This is a genomic window from Lactobacillus kimbladii (assembly GCF_000970755.1).
Classification (GTDB): Bacteria; Bacillota; Bacilli; order Lactobacillales; family Lactobacillaceae; genus Lactobacillus; species Lactobacillus kimbladii.
Window position 1 is genome coordinate 1421883 of the sequence record NZ_KQ034007.1, and the last position, 12208, is coordinate 1434090.

The window sequence follows — 12208 nt, forward strand, 5'->3', positions numbered from 1 at the left end:
CATTTTCACTTAATCAGCATCTATAATGCTGTTAATTTTAGGTGCTACTAGTTTTTCCATCACTTTCATATCCACTGGCCTATATGCAGTATCTATACACTCGTCCCAATATTCTAAGTGTTTTTGATCAATATAACTATCCGAATCTTCGACTGCATTTCCTCCTTCTCCTTGCATAGAATACCAATAAAAGTATGTGTAACCATCCGAACTTTCCTCTTTAAATACAGTCTCAATATACATTCTTTCTCCAGCCATTGTTGCCACAGTATCTTGATGATGTTTATTTAAAAAATCCATCCATTCCTGTGCTCTTAATTCTTTACCTTTTTTAATACGAAAACGTGTTAATTCAATTTTTGTCATAATCCTACCTTTGATAATTATTATAATAAATAATGCAATACACTAAGAATTAGTAAATAGCGCTTACTAAATCGTGAAGCGTTACGAACCTGCTTAAGATCTGGTTTAACTATATTTCAAAAGACTTTAATATCAGGTGTCTTCTCGCTTTTCTGAAACTAGTGCTTCAATAAGTTTCAACTAACTTCAAATGAATGATATGAGTTTCACTTCTAAAATATATGAATTGAGTTGATAAATACTAAAAGTTCACACTACTCAATAACTTACTTTGGTAAACTTTTGTAGAATATTCCCAATTAATTATTCCAATAGAACATAAATTAGAAAGGCACTTTTATACTCAGCTAATGTCTTTCTAATATTCAAAAGTTAAGAACAAAAAGCATATTTTCAACAAACAATAGATTTACGCTTACTTATTTTGCTTTCTTTCCCTTACGTTCTATTAAATCTGCAATTAAGGCGGGAATAATTGCAATAAAAGCAGTCCCTTTTTCTCCCCAAATTAGTATCCCGACTGCGAGTACAATTGAAACTATTGCTAAAGCAACAGCTATTTGATGATATAATTTTTTAGTCATAATAGTTCAAACTCCTAACTACTTAAATGTGTTGGAATATACTTTTGTTGAAATTATCATTGAAACGATTGATAATACGGCAATTAAGAGTCTTGGTGATGAGAAAGTGTGGCAGCAAAACTTAATTTAACAAGCATCCCTCTTGAAAAATTACTAATAGGCTTATTGGTAGGCAAATCAAACTCATCAATTAAATTGTGATAGAGTTTTTTATCCCAACATGGATAAACCTTTTCTAGCATTTTTTCAATTTGTTGAACAGAAAATGAGTTTGGAAAATAATTTTGCTCCAAAATTACACCTAAGTTAAGTTTTATCTGGCATTCATCTTTAACATAATCCAAACCAAAAATTTTTACATTGCTTATTTCACTTTTTATTTGATTTAATAGTAAATTCAAAAAAGTTGACTTACCTGACCCATTTTCACCAATTAAACCAACAATACTACCTTCATTTATTTTTAAATTGTTAATTTGTAGTTGAAAATCTGCGTACCGCTTACTTAAATTTAGCACATCTATTACTGGTTTTGTGTCCATATTTATACCTCACTATGATTGCAACATCATATATCCAACCATTAAACTACTTCAAATTAAGTTTATCAAAGTCAGTAGCGCATATTGCTTTTTTAGTACACTTATCTTCTTTAACTCAATGAATAATAAAGCTACTAAAATATATTTACCCAAACTCAGTAATAGTGTATATGAATTCGTTGTTGTGATAAATAAACTTGTTATTAAAGAGATATTCCCTGTTATTGAATAAAGACAACAGAGCAAGCAGAACAACATTAGATGCTTTTTCAGAGACTCTACACATAGTGACACTCTCATAATTAGTACCAATACTTCAAATGTCAGACTAATTGCTGTTTGTGAAATTGCCTACCGTAACCTTAAAAGTAATGGTGTAAATTTTGCTAAAAAATTATAAAAAAACACCTCATGGTATAAACCATGAAGTGCTTTAAAACGCTGATATAATCGTACTGATTAACGTTTACTAAATTGTGAAGCTTTACGAGCTTTCTTAAGACCAGGTTTCTTACGTTCAACCATTCTTGGATCACGAGTCAAGAATCCCGCTTTCTTTAAAGGACCACGAAAATCAGGGTCAACTTCTAGAAGAGCGCGTGCAATTCCTAAACGAATAGCTCCGGCTTGCCCAGAGAAACCACCACCATTTACGTTAACCTTAACGTCGTATTGATTTTCAGTTTCAGTCAAAGTCAATGGTTGTTTCAAATCCTTAACTAAGTTAGGAAATGGAATGTATTGATCAATATCTTTGTTATTAGCAGTAATCTTGCCGCTACCTGGTACTAAACGAACACGCGCAACAGAATTCTTGCGCCGACCGGTACCTGCATATGCAACTTGTTGTGCCATTATTTAACCTCCTAGATTAATTTGTTAATGTCTAATTCTTCAGGCTTTTGTGCTTCATGCTTGTGATCAGCACCAGCATAAACATGCATCTTCATAAACTCTTGATGACCGAGAGTATTTTTAGGAAGCATACCCTTAACTGACAATTCAACTAATCTAACTGGATTATTAGCCAGCAAGTCTCCAGCTGGAGTGGCTTTTATACCACCACGGTAATCAGAGTGATGGTAATAAATCTTGTCAGTAGCTTTCTTACCCGTTAACTTTAGTTTAGCGGCATTAATAATAATGACGTTATCACCAGTGTCAACGTTTGGTGTATATTGAGGCTTGTTCTTACCTCTTAAAATAGTTGCTACTGCAGTTGACAGACGACCTAAAGATACATCTGTTGCGTCAATAACATACCACTTACGTTCAATTTCATTAGGTTTCGCTAATTGTGTAGTACGCAATTTAATTTCCTCCGTTTATACGTTGTTTGAAAACAATAAGATTCCGGGGCCTATCGTGGACAAACATACTTAAATATAATAAGTCTTTTTAATTAAAAAGTCAATATTAATCCCTATCAAGCCTGTACTTTTCCGGTATATTTTCATAAAAAACATGATACAAAAATAGTCCACTTGCTGGAGCAGTTTCTCTCACCTGTTCTCGATCCTTAGCAGATATTACCCGGGGAATATCATTTACAGGACGTTTACCTCTGCCAATCTCTAATAACATAGCTACTAAAATACGAACCATGTTATAAAGAAATCCTGAACAAATAAAATCAAAGATAATTTCATTAGATTGCTCATTTTTAGCAACATTTACGTAATACATAGTACGTACCTTATTCCTTATTTGGCCTCCACTAGCCGCAAAACTAGTGAAATCATGAGTACCCAACAAATCAGTAGCTGCTTTTTTCATTTTTTCAATATTAACTGGATACGGATAATGTCCTGTATAGAAACGTTTAAAGGGGTCAACAAATCTGTCTAAACTAATACGATAGCGATACCACTTACCTTTTGCACTATATCTAACATGAAATTTTTCATCAACTACTTCGCATTTTTTAAATATAATATCTAATGGCATTATTGAATTCAGTGCACAAATCATTCTTTCAGGTGAAATTTGTTTACCTGGATAATCAAAATGAATTACCTGACCTAGTGCATGGACACCAGCATCTGTGCGTCCTGAGCCTTCGACAATCACAGCTTTGCCTTTTGTCATTTTAGATAATGCGGTTTCAATTGTACCTTGCACAGTTCTTTGATGTGGCTGGTACTGAAAGCCATGAAATAGGTGTCCGTCATAAGCGACCGTCATTTTATATCTTGTTGTCATCATTGTGTCCTAAATAATAATAGAAGTCCTAACAATAAAATAAAATATCCCAAATTTAAAAGATCTACTTTAGACCATTTTAAAACTCTAAATTTTGTTCTCCCCTTGTCACCGCGATATCCGCGAGACTCCATTGCAGTTGACAAATCAATTGCTGTTTCCAGAGAATTAATAAATAGCGGTACTAAAAGTGGTGTGATGGCCTTTGCTCTAGTAATTAATCCACCGTTATTAAAATCTGCACCACGTGAACGTTGCGCATTCATTATTTTAAAAGTTTCATCAAATAGAGTGGGCACAAAGCGTAGTGCTATAGACATTACCAGTGCAATTTTATCCACGGGAACACGAATTATTTTTAACGGTTTTAATAGCCATTCGATAGCATCAGCAATTTCAAGCGGCTTAGTTGTAACAGTCATTACTGTAGAGATTAAAATAATTACAGTGAAACGAATAAATATAAAAATTGCGTTAGTGATCCCGTAACTTGACAAGGCAAAGATCGTCCAACGCCAGTATACTGTTCCTCCTACAGTAAAAAATAATTGTAAAAAAGAGGTAAACAAAATCAACCAAATTAATGGCTTTACTCCATCCCAGAAGATTTTGGGCTTTAGCTTTGTAGCAGCAACTGCGGCTAAACTAAAAATAGTCACTATAATATATGAAATTGGATTATTAGCCAAAAAGACAAACAAAATAAAAAGAATTGTTGCAAGTAATTTCCCTCGAGGATCCATTCTATAGACTATTGAATCTCCAGCTACATAACGACCAATTAAGATTTTACTCACACAATCACCTCTTTATATTATTTTCTATTTCTTTAACTAAATTATTAATGGTTAATGGCATTTCGGTAAATTTATAGTTAGTTAATTTGCCTGAAAATAGAGAAGCTTTGGGTTCTTCTAGATGATGCTCTTGCAACCACTTACGATCTTTAAAAATTTCTGTCGGTTTGTCTTGTTTAATTAGTTTACCTTGTTCCAAAACTAAAACATTGTCGGCATACTTGGCTACATCGTCCATATTATGTGTAACTAATATTACTGTGTGTCCTTGTTTTTGATAATCAGAAAATAGTGCCATCATTTGTTTACGCGCTTCCGGGTCAAGTCCGGCCGCTGGTTCATCCAAACAAAGAATATCTGGTTCATACGCCATTACTCCAGCTATTGCTACTCTTCTCATTTGTCCACCAGAAAGTTCAAATGGTGACCTTTTGCCAATTTCTTCAGATAAGCCAACTTTTTTTAGCCAATATTTAGCACTTTCAAGAGCTTTTTCATTGTCATAACCAAAATTTTTAGGACCAAAGGCAATGTCATCTAAAACTGTATTTTCAAACAATTGCGTTTCAGGAAACTGAAAAACCAAACTTACATGTCTTCTTAAATCTTTTAAATTTTTATTTGTAGTTTCTGGCGTTATAGTTGTACCAGCTATTTCTATTTTTCCTGTTGTAGGTTTAATAAGAGCATTAAAATGCTGCATAAGAGTCGATTTCCCACTACCCGTATGTCCAATTATTGCATTAAAAGACCCATCTTTTAACTCAAAAGAAACATTATCTAACCCCTTTTTTGCAAGTGGAGTTTCGGGAGAATAAATATAGCTTACATTTTTGAATTTAATTGACATAGATAATTGATCAACTCTTTTTCTGAATCTAAGTTATCAGGTAATTTTATTGCATTTTGCTGCAATTTTTCTTTAATTTGCTCAAAAAACGGTACATCTAGACCTATGTTTTTAAGAAGGCTAACTTGACTAAAAACAGTTTTAGTACTTCCTTGTGTAATTAATTTACCATCATTCATTACTAAAACTTGATCAGCCATATTAGCTTCATCAATGTCATGAGTAATGGAAATTACCGTCAAGTCATACTTTTCTTTCATATTCTTAACAATTGAGAGTATTTGATTTCTTCCCTCAGGATCAAGCATTGAAGTAGCTTCGTCTAACACAATAATTTTAGGCTTAATAGCTAATATACCAGCAATAGCCACTCTTTGTTTTTGACCACCCGATAAATTTGCAGGCTCTGCATTTGTGTATTCGCTCATGCCCACAGCTTTAATCGCTTCCGGAACTATTTTAACCATTTCTGAATGAGGAATGCCACGATTTTCTAAGCCAAATGCAACATCGTCAGCCACTGTTGTTCCCACGAACTGATTATCAGGATTTTGAAAGACAATGCCTACTCTATTGCGAACTTCCCAAACTGTATCATCCGTTAGTTTTATTCCATCTACTTCAATTGAAGGATTACCATTTTCATCTGGTACTAGCAAACCATTAATTAAGCGGATAATCGTAGATTTTCCACTACCATTATGACCAATAATTGAAGTCCATGAACCCCTTTTTACATTGAAACTAATGTTATCTATAGCGGGAGCGTCTGACTCTGGATAGGAAAAACTTACATTTTTTATTTTAATAATATTATCGGTTGCCATACTCTCACCGTCCTAAAAGTCTGATTCAATTGTACCAAAAAAAGCAACAATTCTGAATACTGATTGAAACCTTTATAGATCAAAATTATCATTTATATTACCTAATAAGACTTAATTCGTTCTGAATTCATTTTAAAAAATTATCTTACTTTTTTGGTGCTTAAACAAAATAAAAAGAGCAAAAAAAATCACCCATGAGGAGGGATAATATAATTATCTAAGCTAGACTAAACTTTCGTCATCATCTTAACGCTTATTCTCACTCTCACGGATAATTCTTAATAGCTATTAAGTTTGGATTATTTGAATTAAACTAATTCTAAAATAACCATTGGAGCTGCATCACCCTTACGAGCTGTAGCAAGCTTCATAATTCTGGTGTATCCACCATTTCTATCTTTGTAACGAGGTGCAATATCGCTAAAAAGCTTTTGCAAAGCTGATTTAACAACTACTGCATCCTTTTCTTCATGAATATCAGCAACTTCATCTCGAACAAAAGCAGCTACTCTTCTTCTTGCAGCCAAATCTCCGCGTTTGCCTAAAGTAATCATCCTTTCGGCGGTTTTGCGAACTTCTTTAGCACGAGCTTCGGTAGTAGTGATGCGTTCCTTCATGATTAATTGAGTAGTCATTTCTCTCAGCATTGCTTTTCTATGTGCACTGTCGCGTCCCAATTTACGGTATGCCATCAGTTTACCTCCTTTATTTCTTTGATTAATCTTCTTGACGTAATGATAGTCCCAAGTCAGCTAATTTATTTTTAACTTCTTCCAACGATTTACGTCCTAAATTACGTACACGCATCATATCTGCTTCTGTTTTATCAGTCAGTTCTTGCAGCGTATTAATACCGGCACGCTTAAGACAATTGTATGAACGAACAGAAAGATCAAGCTCTTCAATTGTCATTTCAAGCTTCTTTTCAGCTGTATCGTCCTCTTTTTCAACCATTACATCATTGAATTTAGTATTTGCATCAGCAGTTTCAAACACTTTAAAGTGTGCAACTAATATTTTGGCTGCGAAACTGAGGGCATCGTTAGGCTTGATTGAACCATCTGTCCAAATCTCTAAAGTGAGCTTGTCAAAATCGTCTCTTTTACCAACACGAGTTGATTCAACTTGATAATTAACCTTTTTTATTGGAGAAAATAAAGAATCAACCGGAATAACCCCAATTGGCATATCCTCACTCTTATTATCACTTGCTGCAACATAGCCACGACCATTTTTAACAGCAATTTGCATATGCAAGTGACCACCGTCAGCAATAGTACAAATATATTGATCAGGATTTAGGATTTGAATGTCTGCGTCAGCTTTAAGATCATCGGCGGTTACAGTAGCCGGACCCTCTACGTCAATTTCAATAATCTTTTGTTCATCTGAAAAAGACTTTAATTCAAGTTTCTTAAGGTTCAGGATTATCTTAGCGACATCTTCTCTTACGCCTGGAACGGTTGAGAATTCGTGTAAGACATCATCTATTTGAACGTAAACAAGTCCTGTACCTGGGATAGATGTCAGTAAAACTCTACGTAATGAGTTACCTAAAGTAGTACCAAAGCCTCGTTCAAGTGGTTCAATAACAAATTTACCATAAGACTTCTCTTGGTCTACTACGGTAATATTTGGTTTTTCAAATTCAATCATTACTAGGCCCCTTTCAAAACGCAATGTCCTTCATTAAGAACAAAATTAAACACGACGACGTTTTGGTGGTCTAGAACCATTATGAGGAACTGGTGTAACATCGCGAATAGCGGTGATTTCAAGTCCAGTCGCTTGTAGTGATCTTATAGCAGATTCACGACCAGCACCAGGACCTTTAACAGAAACTTCTACATGTTTCATGCCTTGATCCATTGCGCTCTTAGCTGCTGCTTCGGCCGCCATTTGTGCAGCAAATGGTGTAGACTTACGACTACCTTTAAAGCCTAATGCCCCAGCTGAAGACCAAGCAATCGCGTTGCCTTGAACGTCAGTAATCATGACTAAAGTATTGTTAAACGTAGAATGAATATGAGCAACGCCTTTTTCAACGTGCTTCTTCACACGACGTTTACGTGCTGTTTTAGGCATCAATAAACCTCCTTAAAATTTCTATTTATTTTTCTTACTACCCTTGCGTGTACGGGCATTATTCTTGGTATTTTGACCGCGAACCGGAAGTCCTCTACGGTGACGAATACCACGGTAAGAACCAATATCAATTAACCGCTTAATGTTCATACTTACTTCTCTACGTAAGTCACCTTCAACACGGTATTTATCAACTTCTGCACGAAGCTTCTCTTGGTCATCTGGAGTCAAATCTTTTGAACGTATGTCTTCAGAAACACCAGCATCCGCACAAATTTTTTGTGCTGTTGGTTCACCAATTCCGTAAATATATGTTAATGCAACAACTATTCTTTTATCTCTTGGTAAGTCAACACCAGCAATACGTGCCATAAATTGCACCTCCTATTATTTTAACCTTGACGTTGCTTGTGCTTTGGATTTGCAGAGCAAATAACCATTACACGACCATTTCTTTTAATTATCTTACAATGTTCACACATTGGTTTAACAGATGGTCTAACCTTCATGTTTCCCTCCGTTATTACTTTATAAATCGATAAGTTATTCTACCTTTAGTCAAATCATAAGGAGAAAGTTCCACAGTAACACGGTCTCCAGGTAAAATGCGAATATAGTGCATCCTAATCTTACCGGAAACATGTGCTAAAATCACAGCTCCATTTTCCAATTCAACTTTAAACATAGCATTAGGTAGGGTATCAACAACCTTACCCTTTACTTCTATGACATCATCTTTTGCCAAAGCCGTTCCTCCGCATTTAAACAGTCATACTTTGAAATTATAACACGGAAAAGTAAATATACAAATTATTGCTTTTTACTTAAAACCGCATCAACATTCTTAAACACTTCTTCAGGTGTCTGTTCACCATCTACAACAGTTAACAAACCTTTTTTCTGGTAAAAGTCTTTCAGCGGTGCATTCATCTTTTCATTTACTTTTAAACGATTTTGTACTACTTCAGGTTTGTCATCTTCACGTTGGTAAAAGTCATGGCTACCACAACGATCACAAGTTTCCTTAACTTTAGGCATTTTCGTAATCTTGTTATATGTTGCACCGCACTTTTTACACATAAAGCGTGCTGATAAACGTCTTATCAAAGTTTCTTCTTTGACTTCAAGTGAAATTACATTTGTTAGTTGCTTATTCATGCGCTTAGCAATATCTTCGAAAAGCTCTGCTTGAACAATTGTCCTCGGGAAGCCGTCTAAGATATAGCCTTCATTAATGTCTGGTTGACCTAAGCGCTCTTCAACTAATTTTGCAGTAACTTCATCTGGTACCAAATCACCTTTATCAATGTAACTTTTAGCTTCAAGACCAACTTTAGTCTCATTAGCCATTGCTTCTCTAAACATATCCCCAGTTGAAATATGAGTTAGATGATATTTATCGACAATTTGTTCTGATACCGTACCTTTGCCAGCACCAGGCAACCCTAAAAGAAATATATTAATCATTTATCCATTCCTATCTGATGAATCCAACGTACTCTCTCTTCATTAACAATCCGTTAATTTGACGAGATAGTTCCAAGACAACACCAATAACAATTAAAAGGCTAGTACCGCCTAATCCAATTGAACTTGGTAAATCCCAAAAATTAGTAGCAAGCTGTGGCAATAATGCTACCAGACCTAAAAATACAGATCCTACAGTTGATAACCTAATTAGTACCTTTGATACATAATCCTGTGTATCTTTACCGGGCCAAACACTCGGAATGTACGCACCTTGTTTTTGTAAATTCTTAGCCAGCTTCTCAGGATTAACCTGAACAAAAGCGTAAAAGAATGTAAACAAGATAATTAAAACAGTGTAGATTATGACTCCAGGGGTAGTTTGCATACTAAATATGTTGGTCATTATTTTATACCATTGTTGATCGCCTTGAGACTTCTGAAAGGCCATCAAAATTGTTGCTGGTGTAATAATGAATGAACTAGCAAATATGACTGGAATAACTCCAGAAACATTAACCTTTAATGGCAAAAAACTTTCAGAGCCACTAATAGTTGCTCGTCTTGTGTATTGTATTGGAATTCGACGATCTGCCTGTTCTACCCATGTAACTAATTGGGTTACGATAAGTATTGCAATGATAATCGCGATGAAGAACAAAATCCCTTGCCAACGATCACTAGCGTTATTATTGATAACGCCATCTTTATAAAGTTGCCAAAGGCCACGAGGTAGCCGAGCTATAATACCAGCAAAAATAATTACTGAAACTCCATTACCTAAACCTTTATCAGTAATTTCATCACCAAGCCAAGTTAAAAGCATCGTTCCAGCCGTCATAATTATTGCAATTTCGCCATAAGACTGCCAATTTTGTGACTTAACTAGGCCCATTTGTGTTAATGCATTGAAACCAAGCGTAATTCCTATACTTTGAATAAATGCCACAAACAAAGCAAGCCAACGAGTTACATTATTAGTCTTTCGTCGTCCAACTTCACCTTGTTTGCCCCACTCTACTAGTGTTGGAACAATATCCATCTGTAACAGCTGAATAACAATTTGTGCAGTTATATAAGGGGAAACACCTAATGAGAAAATTGAATAATTATCTAGTCCCCCACCAGAAACTGTATCCAGCATCGGAACTAAACCAGTTTGTGCAACTTGAGTAATCGCTTTTGCGTTGACACCTGGAACAGTAATATTCGCTCCAATTCGGTATATCAAAAGAATAAAGAGTGTAAAATAAATTTTATTTCTTATTTCTTTATCCTTAAAGGCGTTCTTCAAGGTCGAAAACATTAGATCACCTCAACAGATCCGCCTGCTTCTTCAACTGCTTTTTTAGCAGTGGCGGAAACTTTGTTAACCTTTACGTTTAACTTAACTTTTAACTCACCTTTTGCAAGCAATTTAACGCCTGATAATTCTTTCTTTACCAAACCTTTTTCTTTAAGACCAGCAACTGTAACTTCGCTGCCATCCTCAAACTTGTTTAAGTCATCTAAGTTAATGATTGCATACTCTTTACGATTAACGTTCTTAAATCCACGTTTTGGCATGGTTCTAAATAATGGCATTTGACCACCTTCAAAACCTAGACGGGTATGACCGCCTTGACGAGACAACTGTCCCTTTTGGCCACGGCCAGAAGTCTTTCCAAAACCACTTGAAGTACCACGACCAACACGTTTTCTTGTATTGCGTGAACCCTCAGCAGCATGTAATTCATGAAGCTTCATTAATTGGCACCTCCTCAACTAGTTATTTATTAATCTCTTCAACTGAAATCAGGTGGGCAATTTTCATTAATGCACCACGAGTTGCAGCATTGTCTGGTAAAGTAGCTGTACTATTAATTCTACCTAAGCCAAGAGCTTTCACAACTTTTCTTTGGTTAGGTAGACGGTGCGCAGCACTTCTAATTAAAGTAACTTTTAATTCAGTCATTTATTCAGTCTCCCTAATCTAATTCAGCGTGACGAAGCTTTTCAACATCTTCACTTGTTCTAAGTTTCTTCAATCCATCTATTGTTGCACGAACAACGTTGATAGGAGTATTAGAACCAAGTGACTTAGAAGTAACATCAGCAATACCTGCCATATCCATAACGATACGAACGGCACCACCGGCAGCAACACCTGAACCTGCTGGAGCAGGTTTAATCATGATACTACCTGATCCATAATGACCAATTACTTCATGAGGAATAGTAGTACCAACCTTAGGAACCTTGATCATATTCTTTTTACCAGCTTCAACGGCCTTACGGATTGCTTCTGGAACTTCTTGAGCTTTACCAGTACCAAAGCCTACACGACCTTTTTTGTCGCCAACAATTACCAGGGCAGCAAATCTCATTCTTTGACCACCTTTGACAACCTTGGTGACACGATTAATTGCTACTAACTGATCTTCGATGTCGTCTTTATTTCTGCGATTATTACGAGAATCGTTGCGGTTTGCCATGTATTTATCTCCTT

General features: G+C 35.5%; 20 protein-coding genes. All 20 read right to left on the reverse strand.

The window, feature by feature from the left end; genetic code table 11:
* Window positions 1-9 precede the first annotated feature (9 nt).
* The gene (locus JF75_RS07130) at window positions 10-366 is read right to left on the reverse strand and encodes a DUF6176 family protein (protein ID WP_046332442.1); all 357 of its coding nucleotides are present in this window, start codon (window positions 364-366) and stop codon (window positions 10-12) included.
* A gap of 419 nt (window positions 367-785) precedes the next feature.
* Window positions 786-950: a hypothetical protein gene (locus JF75_RS10595; RefSeq protein WP_156962766.1), complete on the reverse strand. Its 165-nt coding sequence runs from the start codon at window positions 948-950 to the stop codon at window positions 786-788.
* A gap of 83 nt (window positions 951-1033) precedes the next feature.
* Window positions 1034-1492: an ATP-binding cassette domain-containing protein gene (locus tag JF75_RS07135; RefSeq protein ID WP_245190717.1), complete on the reverse strand. Its 459-nt coding sequence runs from the start codon at window positions 1490-1492 to the stop codon at window positions 1034-1036.
* Between the two features lie 459 nt (window positions 1493-1951).
* On the reverse strand, window positions 1952-2347 hold the full coding sequence (rpsI, locus tag JF75_RS07140) for a 30S ribosomal protein S9 (protein ID WP_034980394.1): 396 nt from the start codon (window positions 2345-2347) through the stop codon (window positions 1952-1954).
* Window positions 2348-2358: 11 nt separating this feature from the next.
* Window positions 2359-2802, reverse strand: a complete 444-nt coding sequence (rplM, locus tag JF75_RS07145) for a 50S ribosomal protein L13 (protein WP_045928442.1) — start codon at window positions 2800-2802, stop codon at window positions 2359-2361.
* A gap of 106 nt (window positions 2803-2908) precedes the next feature.
* Window positions 2909-3694: a tRNA pseudouridine(38-40) synthase TruA gene (gene truA, locus JF75_RS07150; RefSeq protein ID WP_046332443.1), complete on the reverse strand. Its 786-nt coding sequence runs from the start codon at window positions 3692-3694 to the stop codon at window positions 2909-2911.
* On the reverse strand, window positions 3694-4491 hold the full coding sequence (locus tag JF75_RS07155; protein ID WP_046332444.1) for an energy-coupling factor transporter transmembrane component T family protein: 798 nt from the start codon (window positions 4489-4491) through the stop codon (window positions 3694-3696). Before JF75_RS07155 ends, truA begins: the two co-directional genes overlap by 1 nt.
* A 4-nt stretch (window positions 4492-4495) precedes the next feature.
* Window positions 4496-5341: an energy-coupling factor transporter ATPase gene (locus JF75_RS07160; protein ID WP_046332445.1), complete on the reverse strand. Its 846-nt coding sequence runs from the start codon at window positions 5339-5341 to the stop codon at window positions 4496-4498.
* Entirely contained in the window at window positions 5317-6168 is an 852-nt protein-coding gene (locus tag JF75_RS07165; RefSeq protein WP_046332446.1) for an energy-coupling factor ABC transporter ATP-binding protein, read from the reverse strand. The genes JF75_RS07160 and JF75_RS07165 overlap by 25 nt, the downstream gene beginning before the upstream one ends.
* 308 nt (window positions 6169-6476) lie before the next feature.
* Window positions 6477-6860 carry a 50S ribosomal protein L17 gene (rplQ, locus tag JF75_RS07170; RefSeq protein ID WP_046332447.1) on the reverse strand — a complete coding sequence of 128 codons (384 nt, stop codon included), beginning with the start codon at window positions 6858-6860 and terminating at the stop codon, window positions 6477-6479.
* Window positions 6861-6885: 25 nt separating this feature from the next.
* Window positions 6886-7824, reverse strand: coding sequence for a DNA-directed RNA polymerase subunit alpha (locus JF75_RS07175; protein WP_034980402.1), 939 nt, complete (start codon window positions 7822-7824; stop codon window positions 6886-6888).
* A gap of 45 nt (window positions 7825-7869) precedes the next feature.
* The gene (gene rpsK, locus JF75_RS07180) at window positions 7870-8253 is read right to left on the reverse strand and encodes a 30S ribosomal protein S11 (protein WP_034980403.1); all 384 of its coding nucleotides are present in this window, start codon (window positions 8251-8253) and stop codon (window positions 7870-7872) included.
* A gap of 21 nt (window positions 8254-8274) precedes the next feature.
* Complete coding sequence (rpsM, locus tag JF75_RS07185) at window positions 8275-8625, reverse strand: 30S ribosomal protein S13 (protein ID WP_034980405.1); 351 nt, start codon at window positions 8623-8625, stop codon at window positions 8275-8277.
* Between the two features lie 20 nt (window positions 8626-8645).
* Window positions 8646-8762: a 50S ribosomal protein L36 gene (gene rpmJ / locus JF75_RS07190; RefSeq protein WP_006729432.1), complete on the reverse strand. Its 117-nt coding sequence runs from the start codon at window positions 8760-8762 to the stop codon at window positions 8646-8648.
* 14 nt (window positions 8763-8776) lie between these two features.
* Window positions 8777-8998: a translation initiation factor IF-1 gene (gene infA, locus JF75_RS07195; protein ID WP_034980408.1), complete on the reverse strand. Its 222-nt coding sequence runs from the start codon at window positions 8996-8998 to the stop codon at window positions 8777-8779.
* Between the two features lie 65 nt (window positions 8999-9063).
* Window positions 9064-9720, reverse strand: coding sequence for an adenylate kinase (locus tag JF75_RS07200; RefSeq protein ID WP_046332448.1), 657 nt, complete (start codon window positions 9718-9720; stop codon window positions 9064-9066).
* 10 nt (window positions 9721-9730) lie between these two features.
* Entirely contained in the window at window positions 9731-11026 is a 1296-nt protein-coding gene (gene secY / locus JF75_RS07205) for a preprotein translocase subunit SecY (RefSeq protein ID WP_046332449.1), read from the reverse strand.
* The gene (gene rplO, locus JF75_RS07210) at window positions 11026-11466 is read right to left on the reverse strand and encodes a 50S ribosomal protein L15 (protein ID WP_046332450.1); all 441 of its coding nucleotides are present in this window, start codon (window positions 11464-11466) and stop codon (window positions 11026-11028) included. Before rplO ends, secY begins: the two co-directional genes overlap by 1 nt.
* A 22-nt stretch (window positions 11467-11488) precedes the next feature.
* A complete protein-coding gene (gene rpmD, locus JF75_RS07215) occupies window positions 11489-11674 on the reverse strand; it encodes a 50S ribosomal protein L30 (protein ID WP_046332451.1) in 186 nt (61 codons plus the stop codon).
* Window positions 11675-11687: 13 nt separating this feature from the next.
* Window positions 11688-12194 (reverse strand): 30S ribosomal protein S5, encoded by a 507-nt coding sequence (gene rpsE, locus JF75_RS07220; RefSeq protein ID WP_034980420.1) that lies wholly within the window; start codon window positions 12192-12194, stop codon window positions 11688-11690.
* Window positions 12195-12208 lie beyond the last annotated feature (14 nt).

Bases quoted from the DNA above. Each gene is read 5' to 3' on its own strand.
- JF75_RS07130 (WP_046332442.1), bottom strand. From the start codon at position 366: ATGACAAAAATTGAATTAACACGTTTTCGTATTAAAAAAGGTAAAGAA.
- JF75_RS10595 (WP_156962766.1), bottom strand. From the start codon at position 950: ATGACTAAAAAATTATATCATCAAATAGCTGTTGCTTTAGCAATAGTT.
- JF75_RS07135 (WP_245190717.1), bottom strand. From the start codon at position 1,492: ATGGACACAAAACCAGTAATAGATGTGCTAAATTTAAGTAAGCGGTAC.
- rpsI (WP_034980394.1), bottom strand. From the start codon at position 2,347: ATGGCACAACAAGTTGCATATGCAGGTACCGGTCGGCGCAAGAATTCT.
- truA (WP_046332443.1), bottom strand. From the start codon at position 3,694: ATGACAACAAGATATAAAATGACGGTCGCTTATGACGGACACCTATTT.
- JF75_RS07160 (WP_046332445.1), bottom strand. From the start codon at position 5,341: ATGTCAATTAAATTCAAAAATGTAAGCTATATTTATTCTCCCGAAACT.
- JF75_RS07165 (WP_046332446.1), bottom strand. From the start codon at position 6,168: ATGGCAACCGATAATATTATTAAAATAAAAAATGTAAGTTTTTCCTAT.
- rplQ (WP_046332447.1), bottom strand. From the start codon at position 6,860: ATGGCATACCGTAAATTGGGACGCGACAGTGCACATAGAAAAGCAATG.
- JF75_RS07175 (WP_034980402.1), bottom strand. From the start codon at position 7,824: ATGATTGAATTTGAAAAACCAAATATTACCGTAGTAGACCAAGAGAAG.
- rpsK (WP_034980403.1), bottom strand. From the start codon at position 8,253: ATGCCTAAAACAGCACGTAAACGTCGTGTGAAGAAGCACGTTGAAAAA.
- rpsM (WP_034980405.1), bottom strand. From the start codon at position 8,625: ATGGCACGTATTGCTGGTGTTGACTTACCAAGAGATAAAAGAATAGTT.
- rpmJ (WP_006729432.1), bottom strand. From the start codon at position 8,762: ATGAAGGTTAGACCATCTGTTAAACCAATGTGTGAACATTGTAAGATA.
- JF75_RS07200 (WP_046332448.1), bottom strand. From the start codon at position 9,720: ATGATTAATATATTTCTTTTAGGGTTGCCTGGTGCTGGCAAAGGTACG.
- secY (WP_046332449.1), bottom strand. From the start codon at position 11,026: ATGTTTTCGACCTTGAAGAACGCCTTTAAGGATAAAGAAATAAGAAAT.
- rplO (WP_046332450.1), bottom strand. From the start codon at position 11,466: ATGAAGCTTCATGAATTACATGCTGCTGAGGGTTCACGCAATACAAGA.
- rpmD (WP_046332451.1), bottom strand. From the start codon at position 11,674: ATGACTGAATTAAAAGTTACTTTAATTAGAAGTGCTGCGCACCGTCTA.
- rpsE (WP_034980420.1), bottom strand. From the start codon at position 12,194: ATGGCAAACCGCAACGATTCTCGTAATAATCGCAGAAATAAAGACGAC.